The organism is Ulvibacterium sp. (assembly GCF_028285715.1).
Taxonomy (GTDB): Bacteria; Bacteroidota; Bacteroidia; order Flavobacteriales; family Flavobacteriaceae; genus Ulvibacterium.
Map to the genome: position 1 here is coordinate 34,817 of NZ_JANQOO010000018.1, position 21,685 is coordinate 56,501.

The window sequence follows — 21,685 nt, forward strand, 5'->3', positions numbered from 1 at the left end:
TTTTTGGGGAAAGTGTTATCCCAAAGGTCTTTCCAAGAGCTGTAACGTCATATCCTCCGTGTTCAATCGGGCCTTAACCCCAATGGGAAAGGTAAAGTTTTGGGCTACATGGCCAAAGCTCATGCCGTATACCGAGGGTATTTTCAAAGGCCCTATTCTATCCATAATCACCTCTTTTAAACTAAAGGAATCCGGATTGGTAGATGAATTGCAGCCCGCACTTACACCAAAAAGTATACCTGCGGCCTTGGAAAATGACTGGCCTGCCAGTAACTGTGTCAACATGCGGTCGATACGATAGGGTGCTTCTTCAACATCTTCTATACAGACAAGGGAATCTGTAAAATCAATTTCATGCGGCGTTCCGATGAGTGCATTGATAAGGGTTAAACTACCACCTAAAAGTCTACCCTCTCCTATACCAGGAGTGATGACATAACGTTCATATTCAGGATTCTCCCTTATTCGTTGATTTTTGATTTTGGCATTTTGGATGAGCAGTTGATCTTGGGGATGCATTACCACTTTTTGTAATTGCTCAATACTATAAGGGTCGTTGAGTGTACTCCCCACAGGACCATGAAAGGTAATAAGTCCGGTTTCCGTAAAGATACCGTTCAGAAGTGCCGTAATATCGCTAAAACCGATAAAAACCTTAGGGTTTTTTTTAATGCTTTCATAGTCCACCAGATGCATGATTCGGGTGCAACCATACCCTCCTCTGGCGCATAGAATACCGTCTACGTCAGGATTGGCGAACATATGATTTACATCTTTGACCCTTTGGGCATCGGTATTACTAAAATAGCCATGCTTTGACAAGATACGTTCCGTATGATAGGGAACAAGACCCATTGCCCTTAGCGCAGTTTTTGCCTCTTCCAGAACTTCTTCATTTATGGCATATCCAGGGGCGATTAAGCCCACAACATTGCCTTTACGTAATTGTGGGGGGAAAATACGTTCGTTCTCAAAAATGGAATTACCGTTACCGAAAGCGTCATTTGGGAGCATCATTGTAGCCGAAATACCAAGAACCGAGCCGATAAATTGTCTTCTTTTTTGCATGGGTCTGTATAAAAACAACCTGAAAATAATAAATTTAAACAAGACCAAATATGCAAAAAATATACTTTTAAAATCCCTAAAGGCGGGCATGGATAAATGCAATATAGCCCCCTACATTTGCGAAAAAATAACACTTTGATTATAAGTCAACTTTGAAAAATAGAAAAGCCGTTGAAAAATGTATTCCTCAACGGCTTTGCATATGTATTACTATTATCCGATAGTATTAAGGAGCGGATGCCCCACCTCTGGACTTGGCTCTTTTCAGTTGCCGTTGTATCTTTTTAATAGCGGATTCAATGGATTTTTCCGGTTCTATTATATTGTACTCCCCCCAGAAATCGGGATCCGAAAAACCACTGGCAGCCTCCGCCAAAATAATGGAAGACCTGATTCTTTCCTTTGATTTTGGGAATTCACTGGACAAGTTTTTCTCCCAATCCGTAACGGCCATTTCACAGGTCATACTATAAACTGAATTGAACAGCCTTTTATCCCAATTGACTTTGAACTCCAGAAGCACATTGCTATAACCGTAGTACCATTTGCCATTTTTTTCCCGATAGTCTACCCTGTATGCCACTTCATTGGGCCATACCCTGGCATTTGAAGGCTTCTTTCTGACGAACATTCTGGAAGCCAAATTCTTATCCGTTATGTTTAGTGAGAATATGGCACTGGTAAGAATCCTGTTCTGGACGTCTATATAAAGTTTTCCCTTATATAGTGGTTCCGGAATACTACTGTGCTGTTCAAAGTTAACCACATAAATTAGCTTGTCGTTGACCCGGGTCGAACGATCAAACTCGAATACGTACTTATCTATGGACTGCTCCGTAAAGATATACTCAGGATATTTCATTACATCCACAAAAAGGGTGTTGAAGGGACCGCCCTGAAGTTTTAGGGCTACCGTATCCAACTTGCTATAGTCCGTACTTTTTCTGGACTTATACAATTGTACAGCGTCCCTACGTGGTGATGTATAGGGGGTTTTATAGATATTGACCACTGCTTCGGACAAGGAAACATTTTTTCTTCTTTTTTTTATGGTCTCCCTATAAAAGGCTGTCATTAAAGTAGGATCATCAAAATAATTGTCCCCTTTTCTTTTTAAGGTCTGCCTGACCAATTCACCGGCGCTCTTTGGGATTTCGATATTCACCTCGGAGAGTTCCGTTACGGAAACCTCCATGAGTATCTTATTGTTATTGCTTTCAAATTGGGCTAAAGGTACTATCTTGTCCTTGTACCCCAAGAAAGAGACCGTAACGTTACCCTCTGTTATGTCCTTAGGTACTTTAAGGGCAAACTCGCCCTCCGTATTGGTAATGGTACTTATATTGGTTCCCTCAATGGTCAGGGTGGCGAATACCAACGGTTTTTTGTTGGATGCATCCATTACTTCTCCCTTATATTGATTAAAGGAAATCTCCTGTTGTTGATCGTTTTGGAAAAAAGCGGATGCCCTATGTGTTCCGATTACCCCAATGAGAAACACTATCAATAATGCCGCCACTAGGGATTTGTTGGGTAATTGTATAAAATTCTGCATTGCGATTAATATTTGGCACTCAACGAATTAAGTTAACTCTAAGGTACGCATTTTTAACGAAATACTTTGTTAAAAAGATGGTAATAAACCCTATTTGTTCGTATCTTTTCAGGATTGTGCATGGTATTCTTCCATTTTACTTTTTGTATTGAAATTGAACCACGGGACAACCGCATTTGCACTATGCAAACCTCTGCATCCTTAAAAAATGAAACCTGGGAAATAGTCGTCGGTACTATAATAGTTGGGGTTTTCAATCATCTTTTTATCTCCTGTGGCCGGCATCATGGGTCTTGGAAGAGGCCTTGACCAGTCGATGGATTTCGTTGAGCTCGGTTTGGCTTAGATACCGCCATTGCCCCGTCGGGACGTCCAATTTGATATTCATAATACGGACACGTTTCAAACTTCTTACCCGGTATCCCAGGTATTCGCACATACGGCGTATCTGCCGATTTAAGCCTTGCGTCAACACGATCCTGAATTCCCGTTGACCAGTTTGCTCCACTTTACATTTGCGCGTCACCGTGTTCAATATAGGTATGCCATTAGACATTTTGTACACGAAATCGTAGTCTATAGGCTTGTTGATGGTAACGAGATATTCCTTCTCATGCCGGTTTCTTGCCCTTAGGATTTTGTTGACAATATCCCCATCGTTGGTCAGAAAGATGAGGCCCTCGCTCATTTTGTCCAAGCGGCCTATAGGAAAAATACGTTTAGGGTAACCAATATAATCTATAATATTGTCCTTCTCTACCCGGGTATCCGTGGTACAAACGACACCAATAGGTTTATTGAAGGCCAAATAGACCGGTTTTTCCTTGGGTTCTGAAATAAGTTCCCCATCCACATGAACGGTATCGTTTTCCGAAACCTTGGAACCCATTTCGGGGATTTGCCCGTTTACAGTAACACGGCCCTGCCCAATAAGCTTATCTGCCTCACGACGTGAGCAATAACCGACTTCGCTTAGGAACTTGTTGATTCGAATGGATTTTGGGTCGGACACTTCTAATTATTTGGAATTTGCAAAGATAGCCTTTTTGATCGGGCCCCCTTATAAATATGTGCATACGGTCATTGTCAATTTCAATGCAAGATGACCTTGGGGACGCTTTCCTCTAAATACGATACACCTTTGTTTCCAATGTTTTTGAATCAAGTATAAGAAAGGTGGCCGGAATGGTCTTTAAATTACCGCCATGGAATCCCATAAGCGTCCCTGGATTGATAAAAAGCGTGTCGTTGAGGGTTTCGTGGGCTACCAAGTTGTGGTTATGTCCGTAGCACACCACGTCGAACGCCCCATGCTCGGCCAATATTCTAGCTTTTTCCGGATAGTGGTTCATGGCGAAGGATTTCCCGCCCAATTCTCCCCGAAAGTATTCCCCGTGTATGGTAATATTTGGGTACTCCTTTGATACACCGATCAAGGAGGCGACATCGCCATCATTGTTGCCCAGTACAATATGGATGGGTTGTGAATAGGCCCGTCCAAGCAGTTTAATAATAAAAGGTGAACAGAGATCTCCACAGCATAACAGGGTTTCCGTAGTTTGCAACTCAGGTTCGGCAAGGGCCTTCTGAAGATTGTCTGTATGATCATGAATGTCTGAAAGGATGGCAATTTTCATGGTAAGGAAGATTAAGCTTTTGGGATTAAAACCCTTTGCGAATTTAACAATATTAAACCATAAAAACTTGTACGTACAAGTTGCTTTGGCTATCTTTAGCCAGTCCCAAATTAATTCGCGTCAATCTACCTTTTCTCAACATGGAAAAAATGAATAGAAGAAGTTTTGTTCAAAAATCAAGTTTGGGCTCCGCGGGCCTGTTATTATCGCCAAGTAGTCTACTAGGTTCATTCAAACAATATACGGTCCAAAACAAAATTCCCATTAGCGCCCATCTCTGGATTTATGCCAGTAAATTTCCTCCGAATTGGGATTGCACCCCTGTTTTGGATACCGTTTTTTCTGATTTGAGCTATGCGGGTATGGCAGGTGTGGAAATTATGGAGGGTCAGTTGCGTCATGACGATTCCGTGCAACGCTTAAGCGCACTCATAGAAAAATATAAGCTACCTGTTTCAGGATCTTCCTATGGGGTGGGTATTCGGATGTGGGATATTACACGTCATAAAGCTATCATGAAAGACATTGAGACTGTGGTTCCACGATTGGCCCAGGTCGGCGGCAAAACATTTGGTATATCCGTGGGGGCCAAGAAAGATGGTCTTAAAACAGAGGCCGAACTCGATGCGCAAGCAGCACTTTTAAAAAAAGTTAGGTCCGTATGTGAAGACAATGGTATAGAGGCCAATTTGCACAATCATACGTATGAGGTGGAAAACGACCTTCACGATTTAAAGGGAACCTTGGACAGGATTCCCGATTTTGTGCTGGGTCCGGATCTCAATTGGCTGATAAGAGGAGGTGTAGATCCGGTAGATTTTATCAATACCTACGGGTCGCAAATTGTATACCTCCATATTCGGGATCAGTACAAAGATGGCACTTGGTCGGAATATGTGGGTCAAGGTGATACGGATTTTGTACCCATAGCGGCCGCCCTTAAAGCCCAGAGTTTTATGGGAAAAGCCGCAATAGAATTGGCATTTCCCAATGATTTTGTGCCAAAAAACGAGTTAAGGGAGGATTGGAAAATGAGCCGGGAATTTGTGGAAAATACTTTTGATTGGTAAAGTAATAACAAAGTTCTATTTTCAAGCGTACTAATTTTTGAAATTGGGTAATCGCGCCAAGATAGAGTAATATCGTAATAATTATCTTTAAGGTCCCTTCCAATGAATTAGTAAACCTAAACAATACTACAATCATGAAAATCGCCATGCTGGGTTCGGGCTTTATCGCCCGTTTTTATGCGGAATCGCTACATGCACAAAGACGCAAAGATCATGTAGTCATGGTCTATTCAAGAAACGAGGCCAATGCCGAACGTTTTGCCAAGGACTATGGGCTACCCTTTTATAGCACCTCCATGGAAGAGGCTATTTTGCACCCGGAAGTGGATGTAGTCTTGATTTCCTTGCCCAATCACTTGCATGAAACCGCCGTACTGGCCTGTGCCAAGGCTAAAAAACATGTTATTTGTACGAAGCCGCTCGGACGCAATGCCCAAGAGGCCAAACGAATGCTTGATGCAGTGGAAGAGGCAGGAATTTTCGGGGGTTATCTCGAAGATCTTTGTTATACCCCAAAATTCTTGAAATCGATGGAGAGTATTAACCGTGGGGATATTGGTCGCGTACTTTGGACAAAATCCCGGGAAGCCCATCCCGGTCCCCACAGCGATTGGTTCTGGGACAAGGAAAAATCGGGAGGTGGGGCCATTATCGATCTCGGTTGCCACTGTGTGGAAATAAGCCGGAACTTTATAGGGAAGAATATAAAACCCATTGAGGTTATGTGCTGGGCGGATACGCAGGTACACCCTATAGATGCCGAGGACCACGCCATTGGTCTGGTGAAGTATGCCAACGGAGCCATTGGACAGTTCGAGGTGAGTTGGACGTTCAGGGGCGGAATGGACCTAAGGGATGAGGTCATGGGTACCGAAGGTACTATATGGGTCAATAGTTTTTTGCGAACAGGTTTTGAAATGTTCACTACCGGAAAAGGTGGGGATGGTTACGTGGCGGAAAAAGCGGAATCGAACACGGGCTGGTTGTTTCCGGTCGGTGACGAGGCCCATGAATTGGGATATCCGCACATGTTTACGGATATGTTCACGGCCATTGAGGAAAATCGGGACCCCTTGGAAACCTTTTACGATGGCTACGTGGTCAACGCTATCTTGGATGCGGCCTTTAAATCGGCGGAAAGCAAGACCTGGGAACCCGTAATTCTAGAGGACTGGCGGGGAGATGAACCTGAAGACCATCAAGAAGACTGGGAATCCTATGACGATGACCATTATCTGATCAAGCAGGAAATTTTGCCTAATGGGGATGTCACCATAATATTAAAACACAAAAAAACAGGAAAGGTTTCTAGAAAAGTTACTCTATCCTAATATATACAATCTTGTGACTAACGTCTCAAATCTAACATCTTAACATGTACATCAACGGAAAGGCAACTGCCAACAATACCTACGACGCCATTGTCATAGGTTCCGGTATAAGCGGAGGTTGGGCCGCTAAGGAATTATGCGAAAAGGGATTGAAAACGCTGGTTCTGGAACGTGGCCGAATGGTAAGGCATATAGAGGATTATGTTACGGCCAGCAAGCATCCATGGGAGTTCAAACATCGCGGGACCCTTCCACAAAAAATCAAGGAGGAAAACCCGGTGGTGAGTCGTTGCTATGCTTTCAATGAAGGTACAGAGCATTTTTTCGTAAAGGACACCGAACATCCCTACGAACAGTCCAAACCCTTTGATTGGATACGCGGCTATCAGGTGGGCGGTAAGTCCTTACTTTGGGCACGATGGACACAACGCTGGAGTGATCTTGATTTTGAGGCCAATGCCAAGGAAGGTATTGCGGTCGATTGGCCCATACGGTACAAGGACATCGCTCCCTGGTACAGCTATGTAGAAAGGTTTGTGGGCATTAGTGGGAACAGGGATGGGCTTTCGGTCATTCCAGATGGTGAATTTCTACCACCCATGGAAATGAACTGTCTTGAAAAACATGTAAAGGAGCAATTGGCAAAACATTACGATGATCGCCACCTAGTGATTTCCAGAACTGCCAACCTTACTACAAGGCATGAGGGTCGCGGCCCTTGCCAATACCGCAGCTTATGTAATCGTGGTTGCCCTTTTGGGGGGTATTTTAGTAGCAATTCCTCCACGCTTCCAGCCGCGGAGAAAACAGGAAACCTTACCATCCGACCTTTTTCCGTAGCACAATCCATAATTTACGACGAAGCTTCCGGGAAGGCTAGTGGTGTACGCATCGTAGATGGCAATACCAAGGAAAGCATAGAATATTTTGCCAAAATCCTCTTTGTAAACGGTTCTACCCTAAATTCTACTCTTTTGCTCATGAATTCCACTTCTTCCCGTTTTCCAAACGGTATGGGCAATGATTGTGGTGAATTGGGCCACAACTTAATGGACCACAATTACAACTGTAAAGTCCAAGGAGAGTATAATGGTTTCAAGGATAAGTACTACTCCGGAAGACGGCCGACCGGAACCTATCTGGCCCGGTTTAGAAATTTTGGTAGGGACAAACAGAAAGATTTCAAACGTGGCTATGCCTATGCTGCCGGAGGTTCAAGGTCAGCCCAGACCGAGCTGAGCAAAACGGTCATTGGGGAACCCTTAAAGACCGATTTGACACATTTGGGACCTTGGAAGTTTGGTTTTAGTGGTATGGGCGAATGTCTTCCTTATCACGAAAACAAAGTAACCTTAAGTAAGGACAAGACCGATGAATGGGGTATGCCTTTATTGAACATTGATGCAGAATACAAGGAGAACGAGGGTGCTATGACCAAGGACATGGTCAATACGGCTATGGAAATGTTGGATGCCATGAACTTTAAGAATATAGAGGATAAGAAGCAGGTTCGAAATATAGGTCTGAACATTCACGAAATGGGAACTGCCCGAATGGGGCGTGACCCGAAGACCTCCGTACTTAATGGTAATAATCAGGTTTGGGGTGCCAAAAACGTTTTTGTGACGGATGGTGCCTGTATGACCTCGAGCGCCTGCCAAAATCCATCGTTGACCTATATGGCGCTAACGGCCCGAGCTACGGATTTTGCCGTTGGTGAATTAAAGAAAATGAATATCTAAGCTATACCAATGCTACGAAAAACGTTTATCAATCGGTTGGCCCTAGGAAGCGGAAGTACCCTTTTGCTTCCGGCTACAAGCTTACTACAGGGATGTGAATATCAACCGACCCGAAGAACAGTCCTATCCGATACCGATATTCCACTTCTGGATGAATTGGGGAATACCATTATTCCGGATACCACTTCTTCTCCTGGCGCCAAAGCGGCAAAGATTGGAGAATATATACTGCTTATGTATTCGGATTGCATGCCGAAGGAGGAGCAAAATATCTTTCTAAACGGAATCAATGAATTGGATTCGAGGGCAGCAAAGACTTTTTCAAGCTCTTTTATTCAGGCCGATTCCTCCCAAAAACTTCAATTATTGGAAGTTGTGCAGACCGAGGCAACAGCGTATCGTCTTAAAATGGAAAAGGAGGAAAAGGCATTGCCCCATTATTTTGACCTTTTAAAGGGTTTGACGATTTCGGGATACTTTTCCTCGGAAATTGGAATGACCCAGGCTAGAAATTATCTCCCAATTCCGGGAAAATTTGAAGCCTGTATGCCATATGATCAGGATGATAAACCTTGGGCAACATGAGCGTTATGAACTTTAAGAGCACCTCGTATATCATAATGGGAGGCACCACAGGAATGGGTCTTGCGGCGGCCAAAGCGTTAAAAGACAGTGGGGCTGTCGTTCTCGTTGTCGGGAGAAATCCCGATAATTGTAAAAAGGCGGAAAAAGCCCTGGGGCAAGGCAGTCTTTCCTTGAGTGGAGATGCTTCGGACCCCAAAACCATAAAAAAAGCCATTCAAATGGCCCACAGGGCTTTTGGAAGCATTACCGGTTTATTTCACGTAGCAGGGGGGAGTGGCCGCAAATGGGGCGATGGCCCTTTGGACGAAATGACCTTGGATGGTTGGAACAAGACCTTGGAACTAAATCTAACTTCCTTGATGCTTTCCAACCGGGCAATGATCCAGTATTTTCTTGATCAGAAAAAGGAAGGTGTTATCTTGAACATGGGATCTGTATTGGGTTTTTCCCCGTCTCCAAAGTACTTTGTTACCCATGCCTATGCCGCGGCTAAATCGGCTACTATCGGTTTTTCAAAATCTATTGCAGCCTACTATGCCCGGCATAACATTCGCATTAACGTCATTGCTCCGAGCCTATTTATTACGCCCATGGCAAAACGGGCCGCGGAGGACAAGGAGATATTACAATTTCTAAAAACGAAACAACCATTGGATGGAGGACGTGCAGGGGTATCCGAGGATATCGGTACTGCCGTACTCATGTTTTTACACCCGGATTCCAAATTCATTACTGGACAAGTCTTGTCCGTCGATGGCGGTTGGACACTTAGTGAGGGACAGTATACTTAAGTCTTTGAAAAAATGACAAGGCACTATTTGGGTATCGATATCGGAGGGACAAAAATTAAGACTGTTGTACTTAATGAGCAGGGTAAAATTTTGGAGCAAAATGAGGTTTTGACCGAGGATGGTTCAACGGACGTGGAACTTTGGAAGAAAAAAATATTTGCCCAAATTACTGAAAAGACCCGCAAATATGGCGGAAGGGGTGAAAGAGTACTACACTGCGCCATCTCTGCTCCCGGTTTGGTCGACAAAAAAAATCAGATGATTCTCCACATGCCCGAACGCCTACAGGGCATAGAGAATTTCAATTGGTCCGAAGAATTACAGCAAGATATCAAAATCATCAATGATGGACATGCGGCCTGCCTGGCCGAATATGAGTCCTTTTACAAGGAGCAGGAAGTGCAACACATGCTGATGCTGACCTTGGGTACAGGAGTTGGTGGAGGCATTGTCATCAATGGGAAATTGTATCAGGGAAACCTACAACGTGCGGGCCATGTAGGTCATATGACCGTGGACTACGATGGTGTTCCTACTATGACGAATATGCCGGGTAGTTTGGAACATGCCATCGGCAACTTTTCGGTTTCCGAGCGGACCCAGGGACAATACAAAAGTGTTCGTGAATTGGTGGATGCCTATAGAACCGGGGAAGAAAATGCCATAAGATGGTGGTTGGAATCCGTTCAAAAATTGGCGGTGGCATTGGCTTCCTTGACCAACATACTTTCCCCGGAACTTATCGTTTTGGGAGGCGGTATTACCGCAGGTGCCAAGGATGCGCTAATGGAACCCCTAAGGGATTTCATGGCCCGCTTCGAATGGCGGCCCAAAGGACATACAATAAAATTGGAGGCAGCGCGGCACGGTAGTTTTGCCGGTGCCATTGGTGCGGCCTTTTTTGCCAGGAACAACAACAGCTAATTAAGAGATAAATGAGCGTTACAAAACAGTATTTGGAAAAAGGAAGGGACATTATTTCCATGATAGAAAAACAAGAGTCTATAATTAAAGAAGTGGCACAGTTGTTCGCCAAGTCCATTTTAGATGGCAGAATGGTACACTTGTTCGGATCAGGCCATAGTCGTATAATGGTCGAGGAGATGTGGCCACGTTATGGGTCTTTCCCTGGTTTTAATCCAATAGTAGAATTATCCCTCTCCTTTCATAATCTGGTGGTCGGTGCCAATGGACAACGACAGGCCATGTTCCTTGAAAATGTTCCGGGACTTGCGGCGCGAATCCTTCGAAACTTCGATACAAGTCCAATGGACACGGCACTCATTATCTCCTCTAGCGGTTGTAACGTGGTTCCCATAGAAATGGCAGAGGAATTCCAAAAACGAAATATCAAGGTGGTAGCTTTGGTGAGTACCCTTCACTTGGAGGGTAGTACCTCTAAAAAAGCGGATGGAAAAAAGTTGACCGATTTTGCCGATTATGTTCTCGATACGGGTGCTCCTCTAGGTGATGCCATGATTTATCTGGACGGGCTCGACTCCCCCGTAGCACCAGGTTCCACTTTGGGAGGGGTTTTGATCATAAACTCGATTAAGGCGGAAATAGCCAATATTCTCCATAAAAATGGAAAAACACCCAAGGTCTTGAGTAGCGGAAAAGTCATTGGGGAGAAACGGGCAAAGGAACTCTTCGAAGCGGCCTATGACGAGCATTCCCATTTAATGGCAAAATTGTATGAAAATATAGGGCCTCAAAACTAATCCTATGCACTTTACCTCAAAAATCGCTAAAAACTATACAACGGATATTCTTATAATCGGTAGTGGAAGCGCTGGATCGACGGCGGCAATCGCCGCTTCCCAAGGAAGGTACAAAGTAACCCTTGTGGAACGCTACGGGTTTCCCGGGGGTACCTCCACGCAAATGCTCGATACGTTCTACGGTTTTTTTACCCCCTCGGATAATCCAAAAAAAATTGTAGGAGGTATACCGGACAAAATTGTCGATATCTTAAATGCCTCCGGAAATATATTTCTAAGACCTAATACGTATGGAGCTGGGACAGGGGTTAATTACAATCCCGAAAAACTGAAACAGGTTTGGGACAATATGTTGGTAAAAAATGGTGTGGATGTCTTTTATCATACCACCTTGGTAGGCGTGGAAAGTGTTGGGGAAACGTCTACCTGTGTCTTTTTTCATAAGGGAATGGGCTTTTTTTCCATAAGTGCAAAGCGCGTTATAGATGCATCCGGTGATGCAGATTACTGCCATTGGGCCGATATTCCTTATGAGCTTGCCGGAGAAAAGGAGCCTGCACAAAGCATGACGACTACCTTTCGCATGTCAAATGTGGAACATGAGGTTTATGAAGCGGCCGGGGGTAAAAAAATGCTTAAGGAAAAAATGGCGGCTGCTTATGAAAAAGGTGTATATCCTCTTCCCCGAAAGGAAGGTTCCGCCCATGAAATGTGCCAACCGAAATGTATATCTACAGTAGCCGTAAAGGTAGTTGACCTTAATCCCTTGGATGTGGAGGGTATTACCAAGGCCGAAATCGAGGGGCGCAAACAAGCCTTTATTTTTGAGGATTTCTTTAGGGCCGAGGTTCCAGGGTATGAAAATGCCAAAATAATAGGACTTTCCCATCAAATTGGTGTTCGGGAAACCCGGCGAGTCTATGGGGAGTATCGATTAACCAAGGCGGATTGTATGTCCGCAAAAATGTTTGACGACCAGATTTTTCTTTGTGGTGCGCCTATAGAGGACCATCGTAAGTCCGATGATGGCACGTCGGAGACCTTTTGGCAATATGTTCCCGATGGAGGAACCTACGGTGTTCCGTATGGTACCATTGTCCCAAAGGAAAGTACAAATACCTGGGTAGTGGGTCGATGCTTTTCCGCTACCCACGATGCCCATGCCTCCTGTCGTTCCATGGCGCAGACTATGAGCATGGGACAGGCTGCCGGGGTTGCGGCGGTACTTTCTTTGAGCTTCGATCAAGAACCGAAACATGTAGAAATCCCGATACTACAGGATTCCCTAATTGAACTGGGAGCAGTTTTGGAAACACCCAGTAAGATTGCGGATATTTCCCGCAATGGATGGGCCAAAAATTAGAATTATGAAGCAGGATTTTTTTAGAACCGTGTTAGGTGATAGGCCCGTTTCGGAAATGGGGCTTACCTACGCCCACGAGCATATTGTGATTGAGGATTGCTATGTTACCGCTAAACATCCGGAGTTTTTGCTGAACGATGTTCCTAGAATTTCCAACGAACTTGCTGGTTTTTACAATTCCGGGGGCAGAACCGTGGTGGATACCATGCCAGCCAATAGCGGCCGAAATGTCTTAAAATCGGTACAGGTGAGCAAAAATAGTGGAGTAAATATCATTGTGCCCACAGGCCTTCACTTGGAAATTTATTATCCAGGGAATCATTGGCGCTATAACAGTACTGAAGACGAGTTGACCCGGCTCTTTATTGCGGATATTGAGGAGGGCATTGATCAGTTCGACTATTCCGGTCCCTTGGTCAAAAGAACACCTCATAAAGCGGGACTCATTAAACTGGCCACCGGGGATGATCCCTTTTCAAAACACCAGGAGCTGATTTTTAGGGCCGTGGTCAATGCACATCTGGAGACCGGTGCCCCGATATTGACACACACCAATTTTGGTAAGCAGGCATTGGAGCAAGCCCTACTTTTTGAAAAGCTAGGAGCAAAGTTACAACACGTTGTATTATCTCATGTAGACCGCGCCATTAATGTTGACTATAACAGGGCCGTCCTGGACGTGGGTGTTCGAGTTGAATACGACAGTGCTTTTCGATGGAAAAAAGGACAACCCAATTATACCCACAATCTTTTGGAAAAATTGCTGCCAGATTATCCTGAGCAGATTACCATGGGCATGGATATGGCCAAAAACGCCTATTGGAAAAGTTATGGTGGCCAACCTGGGTTAAACTACCTTATAGAAACCATTCCTGATTTTCTCAGGTCCAGGGGATTGGAGGAATACTTTCAAAAAATATTTTTTGAAAACCCAAAGATGTTGTACGCATTTTTTATTCCCTCCTAGGGCAATTATAGGAAGTAACTGTTTCGAATAGGATATTCCTTAGTGTTACAATACAAATCTCCATAAAGGTTAAGGCCTGCCCTGCTAGTTCTAAATCGAACTGAAATATGCAAAATGGAATTCCCTTTGGAGATTCCTAGATTATGTGCGATATCCTTTGTGGCGGGTATTGATCGCAATTCCTGTTCCGCACCCATTATTTCGATGAGATATTCTTGACTCAGTGTCTTAAAAAAGGAACCTTCCACAAATTTGTTGGGCGTAATGATTCCCAAGGCGTTGAGGGAATACCAATTATTCTCCAAGACTACAGGTTTATCGTTAATGTGACGTACCCGCTGGAAATAGACGCACTTGGATTTTTGTTCCTCCTTTGTTAAGGAAAATGCTATGGATGGGTCCCAATCCGTTACTTTGGGCTCCTTGGTGAGTATTGTTTTCACCTCATAATCGATAGCGCCGGAAAACCCTTTTACCGTTAATAATCCCAAGGATTTTCGCCGTTCCAGGACTTTACTGCCCTTCCCGTGTTCCTTTTCAATAAAACCTTCCTTCATCAGTTCATCAAGTGCCTTCCGTACCGTGGTCCGGGTCGTATTGAACTGGTGACAAAAACTGTGTTCGGAAGGCAGATAACTTCCAACGGGGTGTTTGCCCGTTTGTATCCGCTTCTTTATATATTCCTGAATCCGTTGGTATTTTTTCGTTTTCTTCAACCGTAACGTTTCACGCTTTGCAGGGCAATATACGGCATATTACAAACTTCGGCCAATCCTGTAAATCTGTAATCGTATCTTGTTTGAATTGTTTTGGTCGAAGGTTGCTTACAATTCCTATTGGCATTTTCCAGGAAAGATACGCCTTGAATGATAGGAACGTCCCTGCCAAAAACAGCAGTAGCAAGACCAGGTTGGAGAACAAGGATTTTTCAAGTTGTTTTTGGGTAGGGAAAAACATTCTGGCGAGTCCGAGCAGTATAAACAACCAACCGAAAATTGTAATTGCAAGTGTCCAGTCCAAAGTCCAATAATTGTGCATTCGAATGACGATCAGTCCGCCTATCAATAGTACCAGCCCATTAAGATATACTACGGTGGGGTGGACATTTCTCCAAATTTTGAAATTTAAATATTCGGATATGGCGATTGCCATTACTATTGGTCCAATTATCGCAGCAAGGTTTATAGATGTGTCCATTTTCAAAAGATTCGGTCCTTTTTGAGCTTACGGTTTATTTCGAGGAAACCTTCTAAAGGTTGGCCTATAGGATATAAGGAATTCATGCTAGAAAAATATGTATAAAGGTCATTTGTTGGGTATGTAAATATCCCTAAAATCCGATTACCTAGGACGTGTAAACGGTCTCTTTTTTAATCCCAAGACGTTTCATCTTGGCGAAAAGTGTTTTGTCCTTCATATCTAAAATTACGGCCGCCCCCTGAGGACCACTCACACGGCCCTTGGTATGTTGTAGCACTTTTATAATATGGTCACGCTGAACTTCCTCAAAGGTTTTCAAAGCAGGGTCTTCCTGAATTTTTGGCTTTCCATTTGGAAGCCAATTTCCGGGAAAAAGAGTGGTTCCTTCTCCCAGGATTACGGCCCTTTCTATTAAGTTTTCCAACTCGCGAATATTGCCGGGAAAGGAATATCGCATGAGCGCCTCCAAGGTTTTTTTGGATATTTTACGAAATGCCTTTCCCGCTTTGGTTGCATATTTTTCCAAGAAATACTGGGCCAGCAGGGGAATATCCTCTTTGCGATCTCGTAGTGGGATATTGTAGATGGGAAAGACATTGAGCCTGTAGTATAAATCTTCCCTAAATTTTCCATTTTTGACCATCTCTTCCAAGTCCCTATTCGTAGCGGCGATAACACGAACGTCGGCTTTTTCCGTTTTTGTACTTCCCAAAGGGTCGAACTCCCCTTCTTGAAGTACCCTTAACAACTTAGGTTGCAGTTCTAAGGGCATTTCACCGATTTCATCCAAAAACATGGTACCACCATCAGCCAACCTAAATTTTCCAACCTTGTCCGAAGTGGCCCCGGTAAATGCCCCTTTTTTATGGCCGAAGAGCTCACTTTCGATAAGCTCGTTAGGCAAGGTGGCCACATTCACCTTAATTAGGGGGCGTTCGTTGCGTTTGCTGTTTTGATGGATTCCATTGGCCAATAACTCCTTTCCTGTACCGGACTCTCCAGTAATCAATACCGAGGTATCTGTTGGGGCCACTTTCTCCACTTCCTTCAATACTTTTGCATAGCTCTCACTGGTACATATGATATCATCAAAATTGATGTTTCGTTTTATCTCGGTCTGTAAGTACTCGTTTTCTTGTTCCAATTGCTGTTGTAGCGACTTAATCTCCCCAAAGGCCTGGAAAAGCTGTTCCTCCTTCTTCTTTCGTTCCGTGATGTCCCTGACGATGGCACAATTCAAATCCTCCCCCTGATAACAAATGTGGTTGGCCGTGATATCGGCCTGGAACTTTGTGCCATCCTTTCGGGTGACCAACCATTCAAAACGTAGTACTTTGTTCTTGGCAATATCATCCATATGCTCTCCCCACCACTCCTTGGTGATGGATGAATCCAAATCAAAAATGAAAAAACGTTCCAGTTCCTTTGGACTAAAACCCAGATGCTTGGCAACGGAATTACTGAAATGTAACAGCTTGCCCTCCCTGTTGTACACGTATACCAGATCCTCGGCATTGTCCAAGATTTCCTTGTATAGTTTAAGGGCGTTTTCACGCTCTTTTTGCTCGGTCACATCTTCATAGGCCCCAATAACCTTAAAAATCTTTTCCCCTTTCAAAATAGCTTGGCCCTGACATCGGATAAAGCGCGATGGGTTCTCCCTGGTTTCTAGAATCTCATCGTAGGGTTTCGCTCGGCGCATGGTTTCCTTGAGCAGTGTTTTTAACCGTTCCGGTTCCTTGAATTGATGGATGATAGTTCCTGGAAGAAGATTTTCCTTCTCGGTGGTACCAAATAGTTGTAGCGCTTCCGTGGTTACAATGAGCGACCCATCCTGAAGATTCAGCTTCCATCCACCCACTTGGGTCATTCGCTCCACATGCCCTAAAAGATTTTTGTAAAAACTGGAATCGGAAATGTCATTGACCAACGCACTGATCAGATTTTTTCCATTATTTGAGAAAAACTGTGCAAAAACTTCAACTTCGTATAGTTTTCCATCCTTTCTTTTATGGGTATCCTTAAAGTTGACCACCTTCATTTTTCTGACACCTCTCCAATGTTTTTCCCATTCTTTTTGGGTCACGGTAGGGTTTAAATCAAAGATGCTGAGCTTGCCCATTTGTGACCTGCTATAACCTAACCGTTTAAAAAACAAGGCATTGGCATATACTATTTGCCCCTTTTTATTGAACCAAATCACTTCGTACGGAAGCTCTTCCACCAACCATTGGTTGATGATTTCATAAGCCACGGAATCGGACATTTTTTAAAGTTTTTGCACCTTAAAAATAGGTTAAAAATTCTCATATATCAGAAAAATCTAAAAAAATAGCAACGCATTTTTTGGCACGATGCCTGAAAACCTCTGTAAATGAAGCTGTTAATGTTTTGGTACGGAAATGGTTTTTAAAAGAACGATTATAAATCAAATCAATGAAACGAAAAGAATTCATAAAAAACACAGTATTGGGAGGGTTGGCCTCTACCACAGGAATTGTGGTATCGGCAGAACCAAAGGAAAAACAACACTCCCTGGAAATTTCAAAACAAGTAGGATTTAATCACATAAAAACCATGGAAACAAAAACTAGAACTACCGTATTGCATAAAGCGGAAACAAGAGGTAAGGCCAATCACGGTTGGTTAAACTCACATCATTCTTTCAGCTTCGCAAATTATTATAATCCCGAACGAATGAATTTCGGGGTGTTACGGGTATTGAATGACGATGTGGTCGCGGCAGGAATGGGTTTTGGTACCCACCCGCACAACAATATGGAAATCATTTCCATTCCCTTGGAAGGTGACTTGGAGCACAAAGACAGTATGGGTACTTCCGCTGTAATCAAGCAAGGTGATATTCAAGTCATGAGCGCTGGTACAGGAATTTTGCATAGCGAGTATAATGCCAATGCGGATAGGAAAGTAAAATTTTTGCAAATATGGGTCGTGCCCAATGAAAAAGGTGTTGAACCCCGTTATGATCAGATTAGCTTAAATCTAGAGGATAGGAAGAACAAGCTACAACAGGTGCTTTCTCCAAATGCGGACGACACCGGGGTTTGGATTCACCAAAATGCATGGTTCAATATGACTTCTTTGGAAAAAGAAAAAACATTGAATTACCCATTGAACGATGCCTCAAATAATGGGGTCTATGCCTTCGTCATCGAAGGTAACGTAACCATCAATGGTCAACCATTGGAGCGAAGGGACGGGTTTGGACTTTGGGATGTAGAAAACCTTGAGATTACAGCCGATTCCAATGCCGAGCTATTGTTGATGGAAGTGCCCATGAATATCGAATAATTGAATATTTAATCAAGTAATAACCGTCTAAAATGACACTTAATACATCTAAAATGAGAACTTTTAATTTATCTATGCTGACACTATTCGCAAGTGCCTTAACCTTTGGACAATGGACGCAGTACGCTCCAAATCCTATTAACGATCCTGCCAACGCCGCGGAGCAAGTATTACATCCTGGCAACCATGCCCTGCTGCTTATTGATCATGAGGGGCAGATGGCTTTCGCCGTAGAGTCACAACCTATTGAAGAATTACGCAACAATGCTGGTTTGATCGCCGGTGCCTCAAAACTTTTCGAAATACCCACAATTATTACAACAGTAGCCGAAAGACAATTCTCGGGTCCAATATTTCCTGAAATCAGGGAGTATTACCCGGATGAGTCGACCTACATCGATAGAACGACCATGAACTCTTGGGAAGACAAGAATTTTGTGAAGGCCGTAGAAGCTATTGGCAAGAAAAAACTGGTAATGGCGGGCCTTTGGACAGAAGTATGTATAAATCTTGCGGCATTGTCCGCTCTTGAAGATGGTTATGAAGTATATGTCATCTCCGACGCCTCTGGGGCCGTATCACAAGAGGCTCATGATATGGCCATGACAAGAATGATTCAGGCCGGGGTAATTCCGATGACTTCAATGCAATACATGTTGGAAGTCTATAGGGATTGGGCACGTTCTGACCAATACATTGAAGTAAACGAGCTTGCAAAAAGATATGGTGGGGCCTATGGTCTTGGTATTGACTACATCAAGACCATGCAAAAGTGGGCCAAGGAAGCGGAAAAGAAAAACTAAATCACATCCCGCTATCGCAATACCTATATCGGTAGCGGGGAATTTGGCAGATTACAATTTTTCTACAAGAACTCTGCTTACGAACAATTGCGTTGATCATAACAATTATTAAAAAACACCATGGAAAAATTTGACAAGAACAATATCGATCGCAGGAACTTTCTGAAAAGATCCCTCACTGCTGGAGCCTCTACACTGGTCATGCCTTCTTTATTTGGGAATGGATTTTCTCAAATCAAAGGGTCGGCAGATGTAGTGGTTCGAAACGCCAAAGTAACAACAGTTGATCCCAAAATACCTTCTGCGGAGGCTTTTGCCATTAAAGATGGACGATATTACCGGGTAGGTTCCAACAACACGGTATCTGAATTGATAGGGAAAAACACAAAAGTTATTGATGCAAAAAATCATAGGGTCATTCCCGGATTAAATGATTCCCATACCCATGGTGTTCGCGAAGGTCTTCATTACGGCCTGGAATTGAGATGGGATTGGGTGACTTCTATAGAGGAAGCCTTGGCAATGCTGGCAGAAGAAGTAAAGCATACCCCAAAAGGACAATGGATAAGGGTTGTTGGGGGCTTTTCCTGGGAACAGTTCAAGGAAAAACGAATGCCTACTTTGGAAGAAATCAACAAGGTAGCCCCTAACCATCCGGTTTACATCTTTTACCTCTATGCCTACGGCATGCTGAACAGAAAGGCTGTAGAGGTATTGAACTATGATAAGGAACCTATTGACCTATACTACAAAGGAAGGATAGAAAAGGACAGATATGGTAGGGCTACGGGTATCATTACAGCTGCCCCTTCTGGCTTGATTATGTATAAAACACTGACCAAGTTACCGGCGAAATCCAAAGAACAACAAATACTGGGCACCCGTCATTTTATGAATGAAATGAATGTATTAGGGCTTACTTCTATTTCGGATGCCGGTGGTGGTGGCATGCAATATCCTGATGCGTATGATGTGATAGGTGATGTTCACAGGCAAGGTTTATCAACGGTTAGGGTTGGTATTCACACTTTTCCACAAGTTGGAGGGCGTGAATATGATGACTACAAAAAATGGATAGGGATGATAAAACCGGGAGATGGTGATGATATGTACCGATTCATCGGCGGTGGCGAGAACATAGCCTGGGCAGCTTATGATTATGAAATTTTTGCCCAAGAACGCCCTAACCTGGAATCCAACGTAAAGGAAGTGGCCCTGCCTATTTATAAGCTCTTGGCCGAAAACAACTGGCCTTGGAGACAGCATATCACCTACAACGAATCAGCGGAGATTCTTTTGGATATTTATGAAGAGGTAGCCGCTGCCGGAGATGGTAAACTTCCAAAAGGCACATTTATAGATCACGGTGAGACCTTTTCGGAAAAGACTCTGGAGCGCATTGCTAAACTTAATATGGGCGTGGCGATTCAAAATAGAATTGCCTACCAAGCCGAAGATTTCGTCAAAAGATATGGGGCGGCCAAATTGGCCCAAACGCCACCAATCAAGAAAATGTTGAAAATGGGTATACCGGTCGGTGGTGGAACTGATGCCACCCGTGTTAGTTCATACAACCCATGGTACTCAATTCACTGGCTGGCCACAGGTCAATCTAGGGGTGGAAGACAGATGTATGGTGAAGACAATATTTTAACTAGGGAAGAAGCCATAAAATTATGGACCACAGGTTCTGCTTGGTTTACCGGTGATGAAGGGCAAAAAGGAGCCATTAAAGAAGGGCAATTGGCCGATTTTACCATCCTTAACCAGGACGTTATGGAAGTACCTGATGCCTTGATCCCACGCACACATGCAAAACTGACCGCCGTTGGTGGGAACATAGTGCACGCGTACGATTCCTTTGAACGATATGCACCGGCACCGCTACCTGAAGTTGCACCTGATTGGTCGCCGCTCTATCGTACGGGTGACTTTAGAAAATTGTATTTGAGTTAAGACCTATGCCCTAAAAATAGTAACTGATAAAAACTAAAAACAAAAATAGATATGGAAACAGCAGTAAAAACAAAATGGAATTTAGATACCGCCCATTCGGAAATTGGGTTTAAGGTAAAGCACATGATGATTTCTACGGTAACGGGTCACTTTGAGGATTTCAATGCCACAGTTACCGCCGAATCAGATGACTTCACAAATGCGGATTTTGATTTCGTGGCTTCCGTTGCGAGCATTAATACAAAAAATGCAGACCGTGACAACCATTTAAAGTCAGACGACTTTTTCAATGCAAAAGTACATCCCGAAATGACTTTTAAGTCCACTTCATTTGATGGTAAAAAAATGACCGGGGATTTAACCATTCGTAATATTACCAGAAGTATTGAACTGGACGTCGATTTTAACGGTATAGCGGTTGACCCATATGGGCAGACCAAAGCAGGATTTGAAATGAATGCTACGCTTAATCGCAAAGATTTTGGCCTTACTTGGAGTGCCGTTACGGAAGCGGGAAGCGTTGTGGTTGCCGATGCCGTGAAATTGGTGGTGGCCTTACAATTTATAAGGCAGTAATCTAAATA

General features: G+C 43.7%; 20 protein-coding genes. 13 read left to right on the forward strand and 7 right to left on the reverse strand.

What is annotated here, in order from left to right:
- Positions 1-15: 15 nt before the first annotated feature.
- The 4 genes from Q0993_RS11070 to Q0993_RS11085 all read right to left on the reverse strand — a co-directional run bounded on the left by Q0993_RS11070 (position 16) and on the right by Q0993_RS11085 (position 4,260).
- Complete coding sequence (locus Q0993_RS11070) at positions 16-1,068, reverse strand: LD-carboxypeptidase (protein ID WP_299532933.1); 1,053 nt, start codon at positions 1,066-1,068, stop codon at positions 16-18.
- Positions 1,069-1,294: 226 nt separating this feature from the next.
- Positions 1,295-2,623: a carboxypeptidase-like regulatory domain-containing protein gene (locus Q0993_RS11075; protein WP_299532936.1), complete on the reverse strand. Its 1,329-nt coding sequence runs from the start codon at positions 2,621-2,623 to the stop codon at positions 1,295-1,297.
- Positions 2,624-2,888: 265 nt separating this feature from the next.
- Positions 2,889-3,635 carry a 23S rRNA pseudouridine(2604) synthase RluF gene (gene rluF / locus Q0993_RS11080; protein ID WP_299532939.1) on the reverse strand — a complete coding sequence of 249 codons (747 nt, stop codon included), beginning with the start codon at positions 3,633-3,635 and terminating at the stop codon, positions 2,889-2,891.
- A 112-nt stretch (positions 3,636-3,747) separates the two neighbouring features.
- Positions 3,748-4,260, reverse strand: coding sequence for a YfcE family phosphodiesterase (locus Q0993_RS11085; RefSeq protein ID WP_299532941.1), 513 nt, complete (start codon positions 4,258-4,260; stop codon positions 3,748-3,750).
- 149 nt (positions 4,261-4,409) lie between these two features.
- Here Q0993_RS11085 and Q0993_RS11090 point away from each other — a divergent pair, with 149 nt between their 5' ends.
- From Q0993_RS11090 to Q0993_RS11130, 9 genes are all read left to right on the forward strand, one after another.
- Positions 4,410-5,330 carry a sugar phosphate isomerase/epimerase gene (locus Q0993_RS11090; protein WP_299532944.1) on the forward strand — a complete coding sequence of 307 codons (921 nt, stop codon included), beginning with the start codon at positions 4,410-4,412 and terminating at the stop codon, positions 5,328-5,330.
- A gap of 134 nt (positions 5,331-5,464) precedes the next feature.
- Positions 5,465-6,661 carry a Gfo/Idh/MocA family oxidoreductase gene (locus tag Q0993_RS11095; protein WP_299532946.1) on the forward strand — a complete coding sequence of 399 codons (1,197 nt, stop codon included), beginning with the start codon at positions 5,465-5,467 and terminating at the stop codon, positions 6,659-6,661.
- Between the two features lie 44 nt (positions 6,662-6,705).
- Entirely contained in the window at positions 6,706-8,403 is a 1,698-nt protein-coding gene (locus Q0993_RS11100; protein ID WP_299532947.1) for a GMC oxidoreductase, read from the forward strand.
- Positions 8,404-8,412: 9 nt separating this feature from the next.
- Positions 8,413-8,988, forward strand: a complete 576-nt coding sequence (locus Q0993_RS11105) for a gluconate 2-dehydrogenase subunit 3 family protein (protein WP_299532949.1) — start codon at positions 8,413-8,415, stop codon at positions 8,986-8,988.
- Positions 8,985-9,779, forward strand: a complete 795-nt coding sequence (locus tag Q0993_RS11110) for an SDR family NAD(P)-dependent oxidoreductase (protein WP_299532951.1) — start codon at positions 8,985-8,987, stop codon at positions 9,777-9,779. Before Q0993_RS11105 ends, Q0993_RS11110 begins: the two co-directional genes overlap by 4 nt.
- A gap of 12 nt (positions 9,780-9,791) precedes the next feature.
- Positions 9,792-10,703: an ROK family protein gene (locus Q0993_RS11115; protein ID WP_299532953.1), complete on the forward strand. Its 912-nt coding sequence runs from the start codon at positions 9,792-9,794 to the stop codon at positions 10,701-10,703.
- 11 nt (positions 10,704-10,714) lie between these two features.
- Positions 10,715-11,500: an SIS domain-containing protein gene (locus tag Q0993_RS11120; protein ID WP_299532956.1), complete on the forward strand. Its 786-nt coding sequence runs from the start codon at positions 10,715-10,717 to the stop codon at positions 11,498-11,500.
- Between the two features lie 4 nt (positions 11,501-11,504).
- Positions 11,505-12,863: an FAD-dependent oxidoreductase gene (locus Q0993_RS11125; RefSeq protein WP_299532959.1), complete on the forward strand. Its 1,359-nt coding sequence runs from the start codon at positions 11,505-11,507 to the stop codon at positions 12,861-12,863.
- A 4-nt stretch (positions 12,864-12,867) separates the two neighbouring features.
- The gene (locus tag Q0993_RS11130; RefSeq protein WP_299532962.1) at positions 12,868-13,830 is read left to right on the forward strand and encodes a hypothetical protein; all 963 of its coding nucleotides are present in this window, start codon (positions 12,868-12,870) and stop codon (positions 13,828-13,830) included.
- A 5-nt stretch (positions 13,831-13,835) separates the two neighbouring features.
- On the opposite strand, the gene Q0993_RS11135 is transcribed toward Q0993_RS11130, so the two are convergent.
- The 3 genes from Q0993_RS11135 to Q0993_RS11145 form a co-directional block, all read right to left on the reverse strand.
- Entirely contained in the window at positions 13,836-14,546 is a 711-nt protein-coding gene (locus Q0993_RS11135) for a GntR family transcriptional regulator (protein ID WP_299532965.1), read from the reverse strand.
- Between the two features lie 10 nt (positions 14,547-14,556).
- Positions 14,557-15,027 carry a hypothetical protein gene (locus Q0993_RS11140; protein ID WP_299532967.1) on the reverse strand — a complete coding sequence of 157 codons (471 nt, stop codon included), beginning with the start codon at positions 15,025-15,027 and terminating at the stop codon, positions 14,557-14,559.
- A gap of 148 nt (positions 15,028-15,175) precedes the next feature.
- Positions 15,176-17,296 carry a sigma 54-interacting transcriptional regulator gene (locus Q0993_RS11145; RefSeq protein ID WP_299532969.1) on the reverse strand — a complete coding sequence of 707 codons (2,121 nt, stop codon included), beginning with the start codon at positions 17,294-17,296 and terminating at the stop codon, positions 15,176-15,178.
- Between the two features lie 311 nt (positions 17,297-17,607).
- On the opposite strand from Q0993_RS11145, the gene Q0993_RS11150 reads away from it, so the two are divergent.
- The 4 genes from Q0993_RS11150 to Q0993_RS11165 all read left to right on the forward strand — a co-directional run bounded on the left by Q0993_RS11150 (position 17,608) and on the right by Q0993_RS11165 (position 21,677).
- On the forward strand, positions 17,608-18,342 hold the full coding sequence (locus Q0993_RS11150) for a pirin family protein (RefSeq protein WP_299533116.1): 735 nt from the start codon (positions 17,608-17,610) through the stop codon (positions 18,340-18,342).
- Between the two features lie 53 nt (positions 18,343-18,395).
- A complete protein-coding gene (locus tag Q0993_RS11155) occupies positions 18,396-19,145 on the forward strand; it encodes a hydrolase (protein ID WP_299532972.1) in 750 nt (249 codons plus the stop codon).
- 120 nt (positions 19,146-19,265) lie between these two features.
- Positions 19,266-21,101, forward strand: a complete 1,836-nt coding sequence (locus Q0993_RS11160) for an amidohydrolase (protein WP_299532975.1) — start codon at positions 19,266-19,268, stop codon at positions 21,099-21,101.
- 51 nt (positions 21,102-21,152) lie between these two features.
- A complete protein-coding gene (locus Q0993_RS11165; protein ID WP_299532978.1) occupies positions 21,153-21,677 on the forward strand; it encodes a YceI family protein in 525 nt (174 codons plus the stop codon).
- Positions 21,678-21,685 lie beyond the last annotated feature (8 nt).

Excerpts from the sequence above, each read along its gene's own strand:
- Q0993_RS11145 (WP_299532969.1), bottom strand. The coding sequence starts at position 17,296 with ATGTCCGATTCCGTGGCTTATGAAATCATCAACCAATGGTTGGTGGAA.
- Q0993_RS11130 (WP_299532962.1), top strand. The coding sequence starts at position 12,868 with ATGAAGCAGGATTTTTTTAGAACCGTGTTAGGTGATAGGCCCGTTTCG.
- Q0993_RS11120 (WP_299532956.1), top strand. The coding sequence starts at position 10,715 with ATGAGCGTTACAAAACAGTATTTGGAAAAAGGAAGGGACATTATTTCC.
- Q0993_RS11090 (WP_299532944.1), top strand. The coding sequence starts at position 4,410 with ATGAATAGAAGAAGTTTTGTTCAAAAATCAAGTTTGGGCTCCGCGGGC.
- Q0993_RS11150 (WP_299533116.1), top strand. The coding sequence starts at position 17,608 with ATGGAAACAAAAACTAGAACTACCGTATTGCATAAAGCGGAAACAAGA.
- Q0993_RS11115 (WP_299532953.1), top strand. The coding sequence starts at position 9,792 with ATGACAAGGCACTATTTGGGTATCGATATCGGAGGGACAAAAATTAAG.
- Q0993_RS11105 (WP_299532949.1), top strand. The coding sequence starts at position 8,413 with ATGCTACGAAAAACGTTTATCAATCGGTTGGCCCTAGGAAGCGGAAGT.
- Q0993_RS11165 (WP_299532978.1), top strand. The coding sequence starts at position 21,153 with ATGGAAACAGCAGTAAAAACAAAATGGAATTTAGATACCGCCCATTCG.
- Q0993_RS11125 (WP_299532959.1), top strand. The coding sequence starts at position 11,505 with ATGCACTTTACCTCAAAAATCGCTAAAAACTATACAACGGATATTCTT.
- Q0993_RS11085 (WP_299532941.1), bottom strand. The coding sequence starts at position 4,260 with ATGAAAATTGCCATCCTTTCAGACATTCATGATCATACAGACAATCTT.
- Q0993_RS11070 (WP_299532933.1), bottom strand. The coding sequence starts at position 1,068 with ATGCAAAAAAGAAGACAATTTATCGGCTCGGTTCTTGGTATTTCGGCT.
- Q0993_RS11100 (WP_299532947.1), top strand. The coding sequence starts at position 6,706 with ATGTACATCAACGGAAAGGCAACTGCCAACAATACCTACGACGCCATT.
- Q0993_RS11110 (WP_299532951.1), top strand. The coding sequence starts at position 8,985 with ATGAGCGTTATGAACTTTAAGAGCACCTCGTATATCATAATGGGAGGC.
- Q0993_RS11140 (WP_299532967.1), bottom strand. The coding sequence starts at position 15,027 with ATGGACACATCTATAAACCTTGCTGCGATAATTGGACCAATAGTAATG.
- Q0993_RS11075 (WP_299532936.1), bottom strand. The coding sequence starts at position 2,623 with ATGCAGAATTTTATACAATTACCCAACAAATCCCTAGTGGCGGCATTA.
- Q0993_RS11095 (WP_299532946.1), top strand. The coding sequence starts at position 5,465 with ATGAAAATCGCCATGCTGGGTTCGGGCTTTATCGCCCGTTTTTATGCG.
- Q0993_RS11160 (WP_299532975.1), top strand. The coding sequence starts at position 19,266 with ATGGAAAAATTTGACAAGAACAATATCGATCGCAGGAACTTTCTGAAA.
- Q0993_RS11155 (WP_299532972.1), top strand. The coding sequence starts at position 18,396 with ATGAGAACTTTTAATTTATCTATGCTGACACTATTCGCAAGTGCCTTA.